The 17768-nt window shown below is 70.0% G+C and carries 11 protein-coding genes and 1 riboswitch; of the genes, 6 read left to right on the top strand and 5 right to left on the bottom strand.

Annotated elements, in window-relative coordinates:
- Window positions 1–37: 37 nt before the first annotated feature.
- From LMJ29_RS17910 to LMJ29_RS17890, 5 genes are all read right to left on the bottom strand, one after another.
- Window positions 38–877, bottom strand: coding sequence for a mechanosensitive ion channel family protein (locus tag LMJ29_RS17910; protein WP_229606882.1), 840 nt, complete (start codon window positions 875–877; stop codon window positions 38–40).
- A gap of 285 nt (window positions 878–1162) precedes the next feature.
- Window positions 1163–2077 carry a transglutaminase family protein gene (locus LMJ29_RS17905; RefSeq protein ID WP_229606881.1) on the bottom strand — a complete coding sequence of 305 codons (915 nt, stop codon included), beginning with the start codon at window positions 2075–2077 and terminating at the stop codon, window positions 1163–1165.
- The gene (locus LMJ29_RS17900; protein ID WP_229606880.1) at window positions 2074–4617 is read right to left on the bottom strand and encodes a circularly permuted type 2 ATP-grasp protein; all 2544 of its coding nucleotides are present in this window, start codon (window positions 4615–4617) and stop codon (window positions 2074–2076) included. The genes LMJ29_RS17905 and LMJ29_RS17900 overlap by 4 nt, the downstream gene beginning before the upstream one ends.
- A gap of 241 nt (window positions 4618–4858) precedes the next feature.
- Window positions 4859–8215, bottom strand: coding sequence for a transglutaminase family protein (locus LMJ29_RS17895; protein WP_229606879.1), 3357 nt, complete (start codon window positions 8213–8215; stop codon window positions 4859–4861).
- Between the two features lie 170 nt (window positions 8216–8385).
- Window positions 8386–9159 carry an adenosylcobinamide-GDP ribazoletransferase gene (locus LMJ29_RS17890; protein ID WP_229606878.1) on the bottom strand — a complete coding sequence of 258 codons (774 nt, stop codon included), beginning with the start codon at window positions 9157–9159 and terminating at the stop codon, window positions 8386–8388.
- Between the two features lie 209 nt (window positions 9160–9368).
- A riboswitch (guanidine-I (ykkC/yxkD leader) is annotated at window positions 9369–9477 on the top strand.
- Window positions 9478–9540: 63 nt separating this feature from the next.
- Here LMJ29_RS17890 and LMJ29_RS17885 point away from each other — a divergent pair.
- The 6 genes from LMJ29_RS17885 (at window position 9541) to uca (ending at window position 17550) form a co-directional block, all read left to right on the top strand.
- A complete protein-coding gene (locus tag LMJ29_RS17885) occupies window positions 9541–10608 on the top strand; it encodes a putative urea ABC transporter substrate-binding protein (RefSeq protein WP_229606877.1) in 1068 nt (355 codons plus the stop codon).
- Window positions 10609–10707: 99 nt separating this feature from the next.
- Entirely contained in the window at window positions 10708–11520 is an 813-nt protein-coding gene (locus LMJ29_RS17880) for an ABC transporter permease (protein WP_229606876.1), read from the top strand.
- Window positions 11517–12356: an ABC transporter ATP-binding protein gene (locus tag LMJ29_RS17875; RefSeq protein ID WP_229606875.1), complete on the top strand. Its 840-nt coding sequence runs from the start codon at window positions 11517–11519 to the stop codon at window positions 12354–12356. Before LMJ29_RS17880 ends, LMJ29_RS17875 begins: the two co-directional genes overlap by 4 nt.
- Window positions 12357–12368: 12 nt before the next feature.
- Complete coding sequence (locus LMJ29_RS17870) at window positions 12369–13097, top strand: urea amidolyase associated protein UAAP1 (protein WP_229606874.1); 729 nt, start codon at window positions 12369–12371, stop codon at window positions 13095–13097.
- A gap of 9 nt (window positions 13098–13106) precedes the next feature.
- Window positions 13107–13742 (top strand): urea amidolyase associated protein UAAP2, encoded by a 636-nt coding sequence (locus LMJ29_RS17865; RefSeq protein ID WP_229606873.1) that lies wholly within the window; start codon window positions 13107–13109, stop codon window positions 13740–13742.
- 196 nt (window positions 13743–13938) lie between these two features.
- Complete coding sequence (gene uca / locus LMJ29_RS17860) at window positions 13939–17550, top strand: urea carboxylase (RefSeq protein WP_229606872.1); 3612 nt, start codon at window positions 13939–13941, stop codon at window positions 17548–17550.
- Window positions 17551–17768: the final 218 nt, after the last annotated feature.

Here is a 17768-nt window from a genome sequence, read left to right as displayed (position 1 = left end):
CCCGCTGCGGACAGGTGCAGGCCGGCTCGCCGCCGACCTACTGGACGATCACCGTCTGCGCCGGCACCGGCCCCGGGAAGCCGGCCTCGCCCAGGGTTTCCTTGATCACCTTGTTGGTCTCGAAATAGACCTGGCCGTAGTGGTCGTTGTGGCAGTACGGACGCACCGCCAGCACCGGGCCGACCAGGTTGAAGTCGAGGATCGCCACGTCCACCCCCGGCTCGGCCAGCACGTTGTCGATGGCGGCGACGCGCTGCCTGAGCTGCTCCGCCACCGCCTGCCAGTCGGCGGTGGCGGACAGCTGGGCCTTGAGATCGACGCGGCGGTAGCGGTTGGCGGAAAAGTTCTGGATGTTGTCGGTGAAGATCTTGTTGTTGCCCACCAGGGTCCGCACGTTGTCCGGGGTATTGATCGTGGTGGCGAACAGGCCGATCTCGGTGACGGTGCCGGTCACGCCGCCGGCGCAGATGACGTCGCCGACCTTGAACGGACGCAGCACGATGATGAAGCCGCCGGCCGCCAGGTTGGCCAACAGGCCCGACCAGGCCAGGCCGATGGCCAGGCCGACCGCGGCGATCAGCGCGGCGAAGGTGGTGGTCTGCACGCCGACGTAGCCGAGGATGCCGACGATCAGCAGGATGTTGAGGCTGACGAGGAGGAACGAACTGAGATAGCGCAGCACGGTCGGGTCGACGCGCTTGCCCGTCAGGGTGCGCTGCATCAGGCCGATGGTGAAATGGATCAACCAGCGACCGACCACCCAGAAGACCAGGGCGACGATGATCTTCACGCCGAAGGCGAAACCGTAGTCGATGACCAGTTGCCAGAGCTGGCTGGCCTTCTCGGTACTGGCGACGATCAGAGTTTGTTCATCCATGGGAAACACCTGCGCGGAGTGATTGACTCCAAAAAAGCTAGCAGTTTCCCGGAAAAACGCCGCCCCAGAGCCCGTAAGGCCTGTTCGCGAGCTCGCCAGCCAAAGCCCGCCGTGCCCTCGGCGGTTCCGCGGAATCGGTCGAGAAAGCGGAGTTCGCCGCTGCCGATCATCACCACTCGCTCCTGCCGAGTCGTCCGCGCGGGCGCGGGCCGGCCAGCGCCTGTTACCCGCCTCGCTGCGCTGCAACGCAGCAGGGCCGGCGCGGCGCCGAGCGCGAGCAGGCGCTCAGATCCCGCGCGACCGCGCCTCCGCCAGCGGCATCACGGTCACCCGCACCTCGGGATCGTGGCTGCCGCCGCCGAGGATCACCCCGCGCAGCGGCGAGACGTCGGCGAAGTCGCGGCCCCAGGCCAGGGTGATGTGCTCCAGCGCCGGCAAGAGGTTGTTGGTGGGGTCGAAGTCGACCCAGCCCTGGCGCGGGCACCACACCGCCACCCAGGCGTGCGAGGCGTCGGCGCCGATCAGCCGCGGCCGGCCGGGCGGCGGCTGGGTCAGCAGGTAGCCGCTGACGTAGCGCGCCGCCAGGCCGCGCGAGCGCAGGCAGGCGAGCATCAGGTGGGCGAAGTCCTGGCAGACCCCGCGCTTCTCTTCCAGCACCTGGGTCAGCGGGGTGGCCACCTGGGTGGCGGCGGCATCGTAGGTGAACTCGCGGAAGATCTTGCGCATCAGCGCCTGCGCCGCCAGCAGCAGCGGCCGCCCGGCGGTGAAGCAGTCGTCGGCGAAGGTGGCGAAGCCGTGCTTGATGTGCACGTAGGGCGACTGGAAGCGATAGCGCTCGGCCTCCAGTTCCTCGGCACCGAGCGGCTTGCCCGAGTAGCTGAGATCGTGGGCGACCCGCTCCCAGGCCGGCGAGTCGGCAAGGCGCAGGGTCGGCCGGGCGAGCACCTCGACGTCCAGGCGCGCGCAGACCTCGAGCTCGTCGTGCGGCCGCTCGAAGGCCAGGCGGGTCAGCGGATTGCCGAACACGTCGAGGCCGTCGACGCGGCGGGTCGGCTCCGGGCTGACCGTCAGCTCGCGGGCGGCGCAGCGCTGCCAGGGGCTCTCGCGCGGCCACAGGTGGGCGAGCTGCTGGGCCAGCGACACCGGCGCCGCATAGCGGTAGTGGGTGTCGTGAAGGATGCGGTAGTGAACGCTGGTCATAGCGACTGGGTCTGCTGGCTGGCGTCGACGTGCACGAAGAAGCGCAGGCCGAGGTGGTCGGAAAGCTGCCCGGCGGCGGCGGCGATGTCCTGCAGCATCTCGCCCAGCGCGTCGAGGGCGGCGACATCGATGCCTTCGTGGAACGGGTTGTACTCCAGGCGGCCGAGGTTCCAGGTCGACAGTCGCTCGTCGAGGGCCTTGAGGTCCGGCAAGGTCCCCAGCTCCAGGCGCTCGCCGAGGATCTCCAGGGAGCGGTGCAGCTGGCGCAGCTGGAACACCACGGCGTGGGGGTTCTGGCCGTCGAGCAGCAGCAGGTCGAGCACCGGGATCAGCTGGGGCGCCGCCAGGTAGCGGGTGCGATAGGTGATGCTGCTGTTGCCCAGCTCGAGCAGCCAGGCCAGCGCCGCCTGGTCGTGCACCGCCGGGCTGTGCAGCAGGCCGGCGATGCTCTCGGCGAGGAACTGCACGCGCTCGATGCGCCGACCGATGATCAGGAAGCGCCAGCCGTCGTCGCGGGTCATGTCGTCGAGCGCGAAGCCGGACTGCGCGGCCAGCGACATCAGCAGGCGGTCGAGAAACTCCAGCAGCTCGCCGGGATCGGCCTCCTCCTGGGCCAGCCCCTGCACCTCCTGGTGCAGCTCGACCAGCGCCTGCCAGTTCTCGCGCGACAGCCGGCCACGCACGCTGGCGGCGGCCCACTGCATGCGCAGCAGGTTGGCGCGCAGGCTGAACGGCCAGTCCTTGCTGGTCACCGCCTGCAGCAGGCGCTGTTCGAGGGTCAGCTCGACCTCGGTCTCGCCATCCTCCTCGTCCTTGCCCTTGCCGGCGGCGCGCGATTTGGCATCGGGCAGCAGGCCCAGGCCTTCGGCCACCGCCACCGCGGCCTCCAGCGCGTCGGGGTCGTCGCCGTCGTCGACGTAGCGCGACAGCATGATGCGCAACAGCCGCGCGGTACCTTCGCAGCGGTCGCAGTAGCGGCCGAACCAGAACAGGTTCTCCACCAGCCGCGACGGCAGGTAGGGGTCGCTACGCACCACGTCGGCCACGCCCAGCGAGCGCATCCATTGCCAGGGTTCGCTGGCGACGTGGCGCTCGCCGAGCACCCAGGTGTCCTTGCTCGCCCCGCCGCGCTGCATCGACAGGGTGGTGGCGCTGGCGCTGGCGGCCACCCGGGTCAGGCCGCCGGGCATCACCCGATAGCCGTCGGGGCCTGCCACGGCGAACACGCGCATGCCGATCGGCCGCGTCTGCAGGCGGGCGCTGGCGGCGTGCCAGATCGGCGCCTGGGAAAGCAGCGGACGCTCCTGGCCGACGTAGGCGTAGGGGCGCTGGCGGATGCGCTCGGCCAGCTCGGCGCGCTGCCCGGCGTCGAGCTCGGGGCCGAACTGCGGGCTGTACTGCTGCGACGGGAAGGCGGCGCGGAACAGCAGCTCGTCGAGCTTCTCCAGCGCCTCCTCGAACACCGGCGGCTCGCCGCACCACCAGCTGGCGATCGACGGCAGGCGCAGCGGCTCGCCGAGCAGGCGCTCGCAGATGCCGGGCAGGAAACCCGGCAGGCCGGGCGACTCCAGCACGCCGCTGCCGAGGGCGTTGGCCACCAGGACGCGGCCCTGGCGCACCGCATCGAGCAGGCCGGGTACGCCGAGCGCCGAGTCGGTGCGCAGCTCCAGCGGGTCGCAGAAGTCGTCGTCGAGGCGGCGCAGCAGGGCATGGACGCGCTTGAGACCGTCCAGGGTCTTCAGGTAGACGGTGCTGTCGCGCACGGTCAAATCGCTGCCCTCGACCAGCGGATAGCCGAGCTGGCGCGCCAGGTAGAGGTGCTCGAAGTAGGTCTCGTTGAAACGGCCCGGAGTCAGCAGCACCACCAGCGGCGTCTCGCCGTCAGAAGGCGCCTGGCGCGCCAGGGTTTCCTGCAGGGTGCGGAAGTAGCCGGCCAGGTACTGCACGCGCAGGTCGCGGTACAGCTCGGGGAAGGCGCGCGAGACGATCTGCCGGTTCTCCAGCGCGTAGCCGGCCCCCGAGGGCGCCTGGGTGCGGTCGGCGGTGACCCACCAGCGGCCGTCCGGCGCGCGCGCCAGGTCCACGGCGTAGACGTGCAGCCAGGTGTCGCCCGGCGGCTGCACGCCCTGGCACGGCCACAGGTAGTTGTTGTGGCCGAACACCAGCTCGGCCGGCAGCAGCCCGTCGGCGATCAGCCGCTGCGGGCCGTAGATGTCGGCGAGCACGCCGTTGAGCAGGGTCGCGCGCTGCGCCACGCCGGCGGCCAGCTCCTGCCACTCCTCGGCGGGGATGATGTTGGGCAGCAGGTCGAGTTCCCACGGCCGGTCGGCGCCGTCGGGGTCGGCGTAGACGTTGTAGGTGACGCCGTTCTCCTGGATCTGCCGGGCCAGCAGGGCCTGGCGCTGGCGCAGCTGCGCCGGCGTGCAGCGGCGCAGATGGCCGAGCATCTGTTGCCAGTGCGGGCGCACCTCGCCCTTGGCATCCAGCAGCTCGTGGTAGACGGCGTCGCTACGCCGGTAGTGGGCAAGCAGATCGGACATGGGGTACTCGGTGGGCATCCTGTTGTAATGCATCCCCGGCCCCCGCAGGGACCGGGTGGGACGAGGGTAGCAGCCCTCGCTTTCGCGCATCCCGCGACCAAGGGCGGGGAAAGCTCGATCGTAGGGTGGGTCAGCCGCGCCGCGGCGTAACCCACCCTACGATGCCGTCAGGCAGCGCTCCTGGCCGGCCTCGCGGCCGGTTGGTGGGTTACGGCCGCAGGCCTAACCCACCCTACGCGACTCAGGTCCTGCGCAGATCGAGGGTCATCGGCAGCTCGCGGTTCTCCCCCGGCTGCGGCGCGGCGACCTTGCCCGGCGTGTGACCGTGGCGGAAGAAGCGCGCCAGGCGCCGGCTTTCCGCCTCGTAGGCGTTGACCGGCAGGCTCGCGTAGTTGCGCCCGCCCGGATGGGCGACGTGGTACTGGCAGCCGCCCAGCGAGCGGTTCATCCAGGTGTCGACCAGGTCGAGCACCAGCGGCGCGTGCACGCCGATGGTCGGCTGCAGGCAGGACGCCGGCTGCCAGGCGCGGAAGCGCACGCCGGCGACGAACTCGCCGACCGCGCCGGTGGGCGTCAGCGGCACCGGCACGCCGTTGCAGGTCAGCACGTAGCGGTCCGCGGCCATGCCGGTCACCCGCACCTGCACGCGCTCCAGCGAGGAATCGACGTAGCGCACGGTGCCGCCGACGGCGCCCTCCTCGCCCAGCACGTGCCAGGGCTCCAGCGCCTGGCGCAGCTCGAGGTCGATGCCCTGCACGGCGAAGTCGCCGAGGCTGGGGAAGCGGAACTCGAAATGCGGGGCGAACCACTCGGGACGGAAGGCGTAGCCGGCTTCGCCCAGTTCGTGCAGCACGTCGCGGAAGTCCTGCTCGACGAAGTGCGGCAGCAGGAAGCGGTCGTGCAGCTCGGTGCCCCAGCGCACCAGGCGCTGCGGGCGGTACGGCTCGTTCCAGAAGCGCGCCACCAGCGCGCGCAGCAGCACCTGCTGGGCCAGGCTCATGCGCGCGTGCGGCGGCATCTCGAAGGCACGCAGCTCGAGCAGGCCGAGGCGGCCGCTGCTGGAGTCCGGCGAGTACAGCTTGTCGATGCAGAACTCGGCGCGGTGGGTGTTGCCGCTGACGTCGACCAGCAGGTTGCGCAGCAGGCGGTCGACCAGCCACGGCGGGCACTCGGCGCCCGGCTCGGGCATCTGCGCAAAGGCGATCTCCAGCTCGTAGAGCGCGTCGTTGCGCGCCTCGTCGACGCGCGGCGCCTGCGAGGTCGGGCCGATGAACAGGCCGCTGAACAGGTAGGACAGCGACGGGTGGTTGTGCCAGTAGGAAATCAGGCTGCGCAAGAGGTCCGGGCGGCGCAGGAACGGCGAGTCGGCCGGAGTGGCGCCGCCGAGCACGAAGTGGTTGCCGCCGCCGGTGCCGGTGTGGCGGCCGTCGATCATGAACTTCTCGGACGACAGCCGGGTCAGGCGGGCCGCCTCGTAGAGGAACTCGGTGCGCTCGACCAGCTCGTCCCAGCTGGCCGCCGGGTGGATGTTCACCTCGATCACGCCCGGGTCGGGGGTGACGCGGAAGTGGGTGAGACGCGGGTCGGCCGGCGGCTCGTAGCCTTCCAGCATGACCGGGCAGCGCAGCTCGGCGGCGGTCGCCTCGATGGCGGCGACCAGCTCCAGGTAGTCCTCCAGGCGCGCCAGCGGCGGCATGAACAGGTACAGGCGGCCGTCGCGCGGCTCGGCGCACAGCGCGGTGCGCACGATGCCGGCGGCGGACTGGAAGCGCCCCGGCGCGTCCTCGGCCTGCAGGGCGGCACGCTCGCCGCCCGTGCCGGCGCCGGCGCTCGCGGCGTAGCCCGCCTCGGCCAGGGTGCTGGCGGCCCGCGCCGGCGCCCGGCGCAGCTGCTGGCGGATCGCGGTATGGCCAGGCAGCGGCGGGAAGCTCTGGTTCGGATCGGCCGCCTGCACGTAGGGGTAGTCGCTCTGGCTGACCCACGGCTGCGAGTCCAGCGGCAGCCGGTAGCCGAGTGGCGAGTCGCCGGGGATCAGCCGGCAGTGCTCGTCGCGCAGGAACCAGGCGCCGGACTCCCAGCGCGAACCGTCGACGCTGCGCGCCAGCGGCAGGATGTGGCCGACCACCTGCTCCAGGCCCTGGTCGAACACCTTGCGCAGGCGCTCGCGCTCCAGCGGATCGGCCAGGCGCGCGTCCTCGGCGGTGACGTTGACCGGCAGGCGACGTTCGCGCCACAGGTAGTACAGCCAGTCCTCGTAGGCGGCGAACACCTGCTCGCCGGACAGGCCCAGGTGCCCGGCCAGGGTGGCGAGGAAGCGCGCCGCCAGGCGCTCGTCGGCGCCGTAGTGCAGGCCCTCGTCGGCGAGCAGCGCGGGATCGCGCCAGACCGGCTCGCCGTCCTTGCGCCAGAAGCAGTTGAGCGACCAGCGCGGCAGCTGCTCGCCGGGATACCACTTGCCCTGGCCGAAATGCACCAGCGCCTGCGGCGCGTAGTGCGTGCGCAGGCGGTGGAACAGCTCGGCGGCCAGGCGGCGCTTGTTGGGACCGAGCGCGGCGGTGTTCCACTCGGCGTCGTCGGGGTAGTCGATGGCGACGAAGGTAGGCTCGCCGCCCATGGTCAGACGCACGTCGGCGGCGGCCAGGTCGGCGTCGACCTGCTGGCCGAGGGCGTCGATGGCCTGCCACTGCGCGTCGCTGTACGGCAGGGTGACGCGCGGCGCCTCCCAGACGCGCTCGACGCGCATGTCGTGGGCGAACTCCACCTCGCACTTGTCGACGCCGCCGCTGATCGGCGCCGCCGACGACGGCTCGGGGCTGCAGGCGACCGGGATGTGCCCCTCGCCGGCGAACAGCCCGGAGGTGGGGTCGAGGCCGATCCAGCCGGCGCCCGGCAGGTACACCTCGCACCAGGCATGCAGGTCGGTGAAGTCCACCTCGGTGCCGCTCGGGCCGTCGAGCGCCTTGACGTCGGCGGTGAGCTGGATCAGGTAGCCGGACACGAAGCGCGCGGCCAGGCCCAGGTGGCGCAGCAGCTGGACCAGCAGCCAGGCCGAGTCGCGGCAGGAGCCGGAGGCCTTCTCCAGGGTCTGCTCGGGCGTCTGCACGCCCGGTTCCATGCGGATCAGGTAGCGGATGTCGCGCGCCAAACGCTGGTTGAGGCCGACCAGGAAGTCGACGCTGGGCGTCGGCGTGCGCTCGATGGTCGAGAGGTAGTCGGCCAGCAGCGGAGTGGCCGGCAGGGTCGCCAGGTAGGGCGCGAGCTCCAGGCGCTCGCCCTCGGTGTAGGCGAAGGGAATCTTTTCCGCGTAGGGCTCGAGGAAGAAGTCGAACGGGTTGAACACCGCCATCTCGGCCACCAGGTCGACCTCGACGCGGAACTCCTCGGTCTTCTCCGGGAACACCAGGCGCGCCAGGTAGTTGCCCTGCGGGTCCTGCTGCCAGTTGATGAAGTGGCCCTCGGGCTGCACCTTCAGCGCGTAGGAGAGGATGCGCGTGCGGCTGTGCGGCGCCGGGCGCAGGCGAACGATCTGCGGTCCGAGGTTGACCGGGCGGTCGTAGCGATAGTGGGTGACGTGATGCAGTGCAACATGGATCGACACGGCGGCCTCCTGCGTGCCAGAGCAATATCCCGACTAGGCAAGATCTGCGCCAATGCTGCAAAACCCGCCAGTCCCCGGGGTCCAGCGCAGAGTAAAGCACCAAGATGACGCAGCATGCACGCAAGTTGCCGCCCGTCGTGCACGTTTTCGGCCCTCCTCGCCGGCCGTCCTCAGAGCGCCACGGCCACCAGCACGGCGCACTCCACCAGCTCCAGCACGGCGCCGGCGGTATCCCCGGTGGTCCCGCCGATGCGCCGCAACAGGGCACGCCGGCACAGGGCGAAGGCGACCAGCGCCACGCCCAGCGCCAGCACCCCGGACCCGCCGCCGAGCAGGCAGGCCAGCCCCGCCGCCAGCAGCACGCGCCAGCCGGCGCGCGCCGGCAGATATTCGGCCATGGCGCTGCCCAGCCCGCCCCGGCGCACGTAGGTCGTACCGAGGAACAGCAGCAGCAGCGCGCTGCGGCCGAGCAGCGGCGCCAGCAGCAGAACCGGCCAGCGGCCGGCATCGAGCAGCGCCCATAGCGCGACGAACTTGAGCAGCAGCACCAGCACCAGGGTCACCACGGCCATCGGCCCGCAGCACGGGTCCTTCATGATCGCCAGGGTGCGCTCTCGATCGCCCAGGCCGCCGACCCAGGCGTCGGCGGTGTCGGCCAGGCCGTCCAGGTGCAGGCCGCCGCTGGCCAGCACCCACAGGGCGAGGACCAGGGCCGCCGCCAGCGGCGTGTCCACCCCGCCCAACGCCCAGGCCAGCGCCGCCAGCAGGATGCCCAGCAGCAGGCCGACCAGCGGATACCACAGCAGCGAACGACCGAGCTGCTCGGGTTCGGGCATATAGGGCAGGCGGATCGGCAGGCGGGTGAGAAATTGCAGGGCGATCAGCAGGGGCAAGGGCAGGCTCACGGGTGGCTCCAGGCGGCCGGGGAAAACGGCCGCCACCATACGCGGCCGGCCACGGGGCGGCAAATGCCCCATTTCGGGGCGTCCATCGCACCAGCAGCGCCCCCAGGCAGCGGCCAGAGGCGCGGAAAAAGACCGCGAGCACGCGCGCAGGCCGCGCGCCATGCGGCCTCGGCAAAACTGGCACGCCTTTCGCTTTAAGGAATCCGCGCAGGAGTCACCCGCCATGCGGGCAGCGGCACCACAATTTGCAAATGGCCGACTAGGGTTCCGGCCCGCCGATCCAGCGGATTGCGGGCGACTGGTCCGAGAGTTGGCGACCTCAGCGAGGTTACACGGCGGGACAAAAGCCCGGGAGACGAACGACGTATCCGAATACGCCGCGCCGCTCCTGCCCGTCCTCAACCGAACCGGAGGTATCCCATGCGCAAGCCCCGCCTGACAGCCGCCCTCGCCGCCAGCCTCGCCGCCCTCATCAGCTTCGCCAGCCAGGCCGCTCCCAAGGAGCACTTCAGCGTCTGCTGGACCATCTACGCCGGCTGGATGCCGTGGGAATACGGCACCACCCAAGGCATCGTCGACAAGTGGGCGAAGAAGTACGGCATCGACATCGACGTGGTGCAGCTCAACGACTACGTCGAGTCGATCAACCAGTACACCGCCGGGCAGTTCGACGGCTGCACCATGACCAATATGGACGCCCTGACCATCCCGGCCGCCGGCGGCGTCGATTCCACCGCGCTGATCGTCGGCGACTTCTCCAACGGCAACGACGGCATCGTCATCAAGGGCGAGAACAAGACCCTCGCCGACCTCAAGGGCACGCCGGTCAACCTGGTCGAGCTGTCGGTTTCCCACTACCTGCTGGCCCGCGGCCTGGAGCGCGCCAACCTGTCCGAGAAGGACCTCAAGGTGGTCAACACCTCGGACGCCGACCTGGTCGGCGCCTTCGCCAGCGACGAGGTGAAGGCGGTGGCCACCTGGAACCCGCTGCTCGCCGAAGTGGTCGCCACGCCGAAGGTCAGCAAGGTGTTCGACTCCAGCGAGATCCCCGGCGAGATCATCGACCTGATGGTGGTCAACAGCGAGACCCTCGAAGACAACCCGGCGCTGGGCAAGGCGCTGACCGGCGCCTGGTACGAAATCATGGCCACCATGGCCGCCGACACCCCGGCCGGCAAGGCCGCCCGCGAACACATGGCCAAGGCCTCGGGCACCGACCTGGCCGGCTTCGAGGCGCAGCTCGCCGCCACCAAGATGTTCTATTCGGCCAAGGACGCCGTGGAGTTCACCAGCAGCGGCCGCCTGCGCGAAACCATGGGCAAGGTCGCCGAGTTCTCCTTCGCCCACGGCCTGCTCGGCGAGGGCGCACCGAGCGCCGATGCGGTGGGCATGCGCTTCGCCGGCGGCGTGGTGCGCGGCGACGAAGGCAACGTCAAGCTGCGCTTCGAGCCGCGTTACATGCAGATGGCGGCGGACGGCAAGCTGTAAGACGCCGCCGCTCGTTCCCGCGTTGATCGTTTCTACGTCGAGGCGTCGAACCGTCCGCGCGGGAGCCAAGCCCGACACCGCTCCACACGAGGCCACTCCATGCGCCTGATCAACCGACACCCCGGCCGCAGCCGCCTGTTGCTGGTGCTGCTGCCCTTCGCCCTGCTGCTGATGGCCTACTTCGGCGGCTCGGCGACCCGGCTGGCGGAAAACCCCAACGACAAGCTGCTGCCCAGCGCCACGCAGATGGTCGCGGCGGTCGACCGCCTGGCCTTCACCGCCGACAAGCGCAGCGGCGACTACCTGTTCTGGCAGGACACCGGCGCCAGCCTGACCCGTCTGGGCCTGGGCATCGGCATCGCCGCCGTGGCCGGCCTGTGCCTGGGCATCGCCGCCGGCACCCTGCCGCTCTTCGGCGCGCCGCTCTCCCCGCTGCTCACCGTGCTGTCGATGGTGCCGCCGCTGGCCATCCTGCCGATCCTGTTCATCGCCTTCGGTCTCGGCGAGCTGGCCAAGGTGATGCTGATCGTGATCGGCATCACCCCGATGCTGGCCCGCGACCTGGAGCAGCAGGCCCGGCAGATTCCCGCAGAACTCCTGATCAAGGCGCAGACCCTGGGCGCCAGCACCTGGACGCTGATCCTGCGCGTGGTGCTGCCGCAGCTCTTGCCGCGCCTGCTGATCGCCCTGCGTCTGGTGCTCGGCTCGGCCTGGCTGTTCCTGATCGCCGCCGAGGCCATCGCCAGTACCGACGGGCTCGGCTACCGCATCTTCCTGGTACGCCGCTACATGGCGATGGACGTGATCCTGCCCTACGTGGCGTGGATCACCCTGCTCGCCTGGCTGACCGATCTGGGCCTGCGCCAGCTCACCCGACTGGCCTTCCCCTGGTACGAAGGAGCCAAGGCATGAGCGATAAGCAACCGGGCGCAACGCCGCCCGCGGCTCGCGGAGCCGGCGCCTTCCTGCAGGTGAAGAACGTCTGGCAGGAATACGGCGACCAGGTGGTCATCGAACGCCTCAACCTCAAGGTGGCCGAGGGCGAGTTCTGCACCCTGGTCGGCGCCTCGGGCTGCGGCAAGTCGACCTTCCTGCGCCTGCTGCTCGGCCAGGAGCGCCCCAGCCGCGGCGAAATCCTCCTCGACGGCGCGCCGCTGCCCGGCGAGCCGGACGCCAGCCGCGGCATCGTGTTCCAGCGCTATACGGTGTTCCCGCACCTGTCGGTGCTCGACAACGTCGCCCTGGGCCTCGAGCTGCCGCGCTCGCCGCTGCTCGGCCGGCTGTTCGGCAGTGCCAAGCGTCAGGCGCGCGAACAGGCCGCCGAGATGCTGAAGAAGGTCGGCCTCGGCCACGCGCTGGACAAGTACGCCACCCAGCTGTCCGGCGGCATGCAGCAGCGCCTGGCCATCGCCCAGGCGCTGGTGATGAAGCCGCGCATGCTGCTGCTCGACGAGCCGTTCGGCGCCCTCGACCCCGGCATCCGCAAGGACATGCACGCCCTGCTGCTGGAGCTGTGGCGGGAAACTCAGCTGACTGTGTTTATGGTCACCCATGACCTCTCCGAGGGCTTCAGCCTCGGCACGCGCCTGCTGGTGTTCGACAAGGTGCGCCTCGACCCGCACGCGCCCAACGCCTACGGCGCGCGGGTGACCTACGACATCCCCCTCAACGTCGATCGCCGCGCCGTACGTGCGGCGGTCGACGCCCTGCCCGCGCATATCGGCGCCGGCCTGCCATCCGCGCTTTAAAGGAGTAATGCCATGACCGCATCCCTGACCCTGCGCCCGACCCTGTACGAGGAACTCGTCCCCGGCGGCGGCCACACCTCGTTCGTGCTCAAGCGCGGCCAGCTGCTGCGCATCACCGATCTCGAAGGCGGCGCCAACGTCAGCCTGCTGCTGCTCAACGCCCGGGAAAAGAGCGAGCGCCTCAATCTGCCGGACACCCTCAAGGGCCAGCACACCGCCAAGCTGACCGCCGGCCACTGCCTGTACTCGGACATGGGCCGGGTGCTGGCGGCGATCACCGCCGACACCTGCGGCTGGCACGACAGCTTCGGCGGCGTGCTGTCCGCCGGCGAAGTGCGCGAGAAGTACGGCGCCGGCCGCTACCAGGAGCTGCGCAACGGCTTCCACCGCAACGGCGTCGACAACCTGCTGGTGGAGTTGGGCAAGTGGGACCTGGGCCTGCCGGACCTGCTGATGACCCTCAACCTGTTCAGCAAGGTCAGCGTCGACGCAGACGGCGCCTTCGTCTTCGAGACCGGCAACTCGCGCGCCGGCGACTACGTCGAGCTGTTCGCGCCGATGGACACCCTGGTGGTACTCACCGCCCTGCAGCACCCCCTGGATCCCAACCCGGTCTACTCGCCCAAGCCGGTGCAGCTCACCTGGCACAAGGTCGCCAGCGACGGTATCAGCGTGCTGTGCCGCACCTCGCGCGCGGAGAACGAGCGCGGCTTCCACAACACCGAACGCCTGTATATCTGAGGACCCGACATGAGCCTCGTCGAAAGCTCCCTGCACCCCGAAACCGCCGTGTTCCGCCACGTCATCCCGGCCGGCGAGCCCTACCTGTTCGAGGTCAAGGCCGGGCAGACCGTCCGCCTGCTCGACCTTGAGGGCAACCAGGCGGTCGACACCCTGTTCTACAGCGCGAAGAATCCGCGCGAGCGCTACGACCCGCAGCGCACCCTGCGCCGGCAGAACAACGTCTACCTGACCTCCGGCACGGTGCTCTACTCCAACCTCGGCAACCCGCTGCTGACCATCGTCGCCGACACCTGCGGCCGCCACGACACCCTGGGCGGCGCCTGCGCGCAGGAGAGCAATACGGTCCGCTACGCGCTGGACAAACGCTATATGCACAGCTGCCGCGACAACTTCCTGCGCGCCAGCCTGCACGACGGTCGCCTCGCCAAGCGCGACATCGGCGCCAACATCAACTTTTTCATGAACGTACCGGTCACCCCGGAAGGCGGCCTGACCTTCGAGGACGGCATTTCCGCGCCGGGCAAGTACGTCGAGCTCAAGGCGCATATGGACGTGATCGTGCTGATCTCCAACTGCCCGCAGCTCAACAACCCGTGCAACGGCTGGAATCCGACCCCGGCCGAGGTACTGATCTGGGACTGACGGTGGATGACGCTGCGCGGTCATCCACCCTAAGCCACGCGAAGCAACCGTAGGGTGGATGGCCACCCCGTGGAAAACCCGCGAAGCGGTTTTCCACCGAGCCGCGCCAAGCGCGGCACTGCATATCAGCCACGGACGACCGTGGCGAAGAAGACTTTCGGCGGGACGGCCCGCCACCTTTCGAGGACACCTCGAAATGTTCGCCAAACTCCTGATCGCCAACCGCGGCGCCATCGCCTGCCGCATCCTGCGCACTCTCCATGAACTGCGCGTAGCCGGCGTGGCCGTCTACTCCGAAGCCGACGCCGCCAGCCTGCATATCCAGCAGGCCGACGAGGCCTTCTCGCTGGGCGAAGGGCCGGCCTCCTCCACCTATCTGGTGGTGGACAAGATCCTCGCCGCGGCCAAGCAGAGCGGCGCCACCGCCATCCATCCCGGCTACGGCTTCCTTTCCGAGAACGCCGCGTTCGCCGAAGCCTGCGAGGCCGCCGGCATCGCCTTCGTGGGGCCGACGCCCGAGCAACTTCGGGTATTCGGCCTCAAGCACACCGCCAGGGCTCTCGCCAAACAGCATGGCGTGCCGATGCTGGAAGGCACCGAACTGCTGGAAAACCTCGACGCGGCGCTCGCGGCAGGCGAAGCGGTCGGCTACCCGGTGATGCTGAAAAGCACCGCCGGCGGCGGCGGCATCGGCATGCGCGTGTGCCGCTCGGCGGCCGAGCTGTCCGAGGCCTTCGAGGCGGTCAAGCGCCTCGGCCAGAACAACTTCAGCGACTCGGGCGTGTTCATCGAGAAGTACATCGAGCGCGCCCGCCATCTGGAAGTGCAGGTGTTCGGCGACGGCGCCGGCGAGGTGCTGGCCCTGGGCGTGCGCGACTGCTCGGTGCAGCGGCGCAACCAGAAGGTGCTGGAGGAAACCCCGGCGCCCAACCTGCCGGCCGGCATGGCCGAGGAACTCTGCGCCGCGGCGATCAAGCTGGCGAAAGCGGTGAGCTACCGCAGCGCCGGCACCGTGGAGTTCGTCTACGACAGCGAGGCCCAGCGCTTCTACTTCCTCGAGGTGAACACCCGCCTGCAGGTCGAGCACGGCGTCACCGAGCAGGTGTGGGGCGTCGATCTGGTGCGCTGGATGATCGAGCTGGCCGCCGGCGACCTGCCGCCGCTGGCCGAGCTGGCGAAGGGGTTGAAGCCCAGCGGCCACGCCATCCAGGCGCGCCTGTACGCCGAGGACCCGGGCCGCGACTTCCAGCCCAGCCCCGGCCTGCTCACCGCAGTCGACTTCCCGGCGGCCGACGGCCAACGCCTGCGCATCGACACCTGGGTCGAAGCCGGCTGCGAGATCCCGCCCTACTTCGACCCGATGATCGCCAAGCTCATCGCCTGGGCACCGGACCGCGAGCAGACCCGCGCCGCGCTGGATCGCGCGCTGGCGGACAGCCTGCTGTACGGCGTGGAAACCAACCGCGACTACCTGCGCCAGATCCTCAGCGACATGCCCTTTGCCTCCGGCAATCCCTGGACCCGCTGCCTGGAAGGCCTCGCCTACCGGGCCAGCACCTTCGAGGTGCTCAGCGCCGGCACCCAGACCACCGTCCAGGACTACCCCGGTCGCCTCGGCTACTGGGCGGTCGGCGTGCCGCCGTCAGGACCGATGGACGACCGCGCCCTGCGCCTGGGCAACCGCCTGCTGGGTAATGCAGAAGGCGCCGCCGGCCTGGAAATCACCATGAGCGGCCCGCTGCTGCGCTTCAACACCGACGCGGTGGTGGCGGTGACCGGCGCCGACATCCCCGTCGCCCTGGACGGCGTGGCGCAGCCGCTGCACACCGCACTGTTCGTTCCCGCCGGCAGCACCCTCGCCCTCGGCACCATCGCGGGGAGTGGCGCGCGCTCCTATCTCTGCGTGCGCGGCGGCCTGCAGCTGCCGGACTATCTGGGCAGCAAGAGCACCTTCACCCTCGGCCAGTTCGGCGGCCACGGCGGCCGCGCGCTGCGCGCCGGCGACGTGCTGCACCTCGCCCCGCTCGCCGATGCCACTGCCGGTGCCGCACTGGCCGCCGAGCTGTGCGCGCCGCTGCCGGCCGTGCGCGAGATTCGCGTGATCTACGGCCCGCACGGCGCGCCGGAGTACTTCACCCCGGCCTATATCGACACCTTCCTGGCCACCGACTGGGAAGTGCACTTCAACTCCAGCCGCACCGGCGTGCGCCTGATCGGGCCGAAACCCGAGTGGGTGCGCGACAGCGGCGGCGAGGCCGGCCTGCACCCCTCCAATATCCACGACAACCCGTATGCCATCGGCGCGGTGGACTTCACCGGCGACATGCCGGTGATCCTCGGCCCTGACGGCCCGAGCCTGGGCGGCTTCGTTTGTCCGGTGACGGTGATCGAGGCCGACCTCTGGCAGCTCGGCCAGCTCAAGGCCGGCGACAAGCTGCGCTTCGTGCCGGTCAGCATCGAAACCGCCCGCGAACTGGCCAAGGCCCGCCGCGCAGAGGTAGGGGCGAATTCATTCGCCTACATCGAGGCGGCAAAGGCGGCAAACGAATTCGCCCCTGCAACCCCCATCGTGCTGGATATCGGCCGGGACGACACCCGTCTGGTCGCCCGCCTGTCCGGCGACACCCACCTCTTGCTGGAGATCGGCGCGCCGGAGCTGGACCTGGTGCTGCGCTTCCGTGGCCATGCGCTGATGCAGGCCCTCGAAGCCCAGGCACTCGCCGGCGTCATCGACCTGACACCGGGCATCCGCTCGCTGCAGGTCCACTACCAGCCGGAAACCCTGCCGCTGGCCGTGCTGCTGGAGACGGTCGCCGGCCTGTGGGATGCGGTGTGCGCCGCGCAGGATCTGAAGGTGCCGTCGCGCATCGTCCACCTGCCGCTGTCCTGGGACGACCCGGCCTGCCAACTGGCCATCGACAAGTACATGACCACGGTGCGCAAGGACGCGCCCTGGTGCCCAAGCAATCTGGAGTTCATCCGCCGCATCAACGACCTGGAAAACCTCGACGAGGTCTACAGGACCGTATTCGACGCCAGCTACCTGGTGATGGGCCTCGGCGACGTCTATCTCGGCGCGCCGGTGGCCACCCCGCTCGACCCGCGCCACCGCCTGGTGACCACCAAGTACAACCCGGCGCGCACCTGGACCGCGGAGAACTCGGTGGGCATCGGCGGCGCCTACATGTGCGTGTACGGCATGGAAGGCCCCGGCGGCTACCAGTTCGTCGGCCGTACCCTGCAGATGTGGAACCGCTACCGCGAGGTGGAAGCCTTCCGCGGCAAGCCCTGGCTGCTGCGCTTCTTCGACCAGATTCGCTTCTATCCGGTATCCGCCGACGAGTTGCTGCGCATCCGCCGCGACTTCCCGCTCGGCCGTTTCGACCTGTGCATCGAGGACAGCGAGCTGCGACTCGCCGACTACCAGCAGTTCCTGCATGACGAAGCCGAGGGCATCGCCGCGTTCCGCGCCCAGCAGCGCGGCGCCTTCGCCGCCGAGCGCCAGCGCTGGATCGACTCCGGCCAGGCGCACTTCGAGGTGGAGGAAGTCGGCCCGGATCTCGGCGAGGACAGCCCGCTCGGCGCCGGCCAGCACGGTATCGACAGCCACATCGCCGGCAACCTCTGGCAGGTCCAGGTGAGCGAGGGCGAAACGGTCGCGGCCGGCGACGTGCTGGTGATCCTCGAGTCGATGAAGATGGAGATCCCCCTCACCGCCCCGGTCGGCGGCGTGGTCCGCGAGGTCCGCGTGCAGCCCGGCTCGCCGGTGCGCGCCGGCCAGCGGGTGGTGGTGCTGGAGGAGGCCTGACGCTCTCGTAGGGTGGACCGCGCTTCATCGGTCCACCAACCGGCCACCAGGCCGGCCCGAACAACGCACGGTGGAAAAGGCTGCGCCGTTTTCCACCCTACGAACGCCGAGACAACCGTAGGGTGGACTACGCCTCACCGGTCCACCAACCGACCACCAGGCCGGCCCGAACAACGCACGATGGAAAAGGCTGCGCCGTTTTCCACCCTACGAACGCC

The sequence above is a fragment of the Pseudomonas oryzagri genome (assembly GCF_020831405.1).
In the GTDB taxonomy this organism is placed as follows: domain Bacteria; phylum Pseudomonadota; class Gammaproteobacteria; order Pseudomonadales; family Pseudomonadaceae; genus Geopseudomonas; species Geopseudomonas oryzagri.
Note: the sequence above shows the minus strand (reverse complement) of the source record. Positions and strands in the feature narration are given on the sequence as shown.

Coding starts and splice junctions, on each gene's coding strand:
- LMJ29_RS17890 (WP_229606878.1), bottom strand. CDS start 9,159: ATGGTGGCGGCCGTTTTCCCCGGCCGCCTGGAGCCACCCGTGAGCCTG.
- LMJ29_RS17880 (WP_229606876.1), top strand. CDS start 10,708: ATGCGCCTGATCAACCGACACCCCGGCCGCAGCCGCCTGTTGCTGGTG.
- LMJ29_RS17865 (WP_229606873.1), top strand. CDS start 13,107: ATGAGCCTCGTCGAAAGCTCCCTGCACCCCGAAACCGCCGTGTTCCGC.
- uca (WP_229606872.1), top strand. CDS start 13,939: ATGTTCGCCAAACTCCTGATCGCCAACCGCGGCGCCATCGCCTGCCGC.
- LMJ29_RS17885 (WP_229606877.1), top strand. CDS start 9,541: ATGCGCAAGCCCCGCCTGACAGCCGCCCTCGCCGCCAGCCTCGCCGCC.
- LMJ29_RS17910 (WP_229606882.1), bottom strand. CDS start 877: ATGGATGAACAAACTCTGATCGTCGCCAGTACCGAGAAGGCCAGCCAG.
- LMJ29_RS17900 (WP_229606880.1), bottom strand. CDS start 4,617: ATGTCCGATCTGCTTGCCCACTACCGGCGTAGCGACGCCGTCTACCAC.
- LMJ29_RS17870 (WP_229606874.1), top strand. CDS start 12,369: ATGACCGCATCCCTGACCCTGCGCCCGACCCTGTACGAGGAACTCGTC.
- LMJ29_RS17875 (WP_229606875.1), top strand. CDS start 11,517: ATGAGCGATAAGCAACCGGGCGCAACGCCGCCCGCGGCTCGCGGAGCC.
- LMJ29_RS17905 (WP_229606881.1), bottom strand. CDS start 2,077: ATGACCAGCGTTCACTACCGCATCCTTCACGACACCCACTACCGCTAT.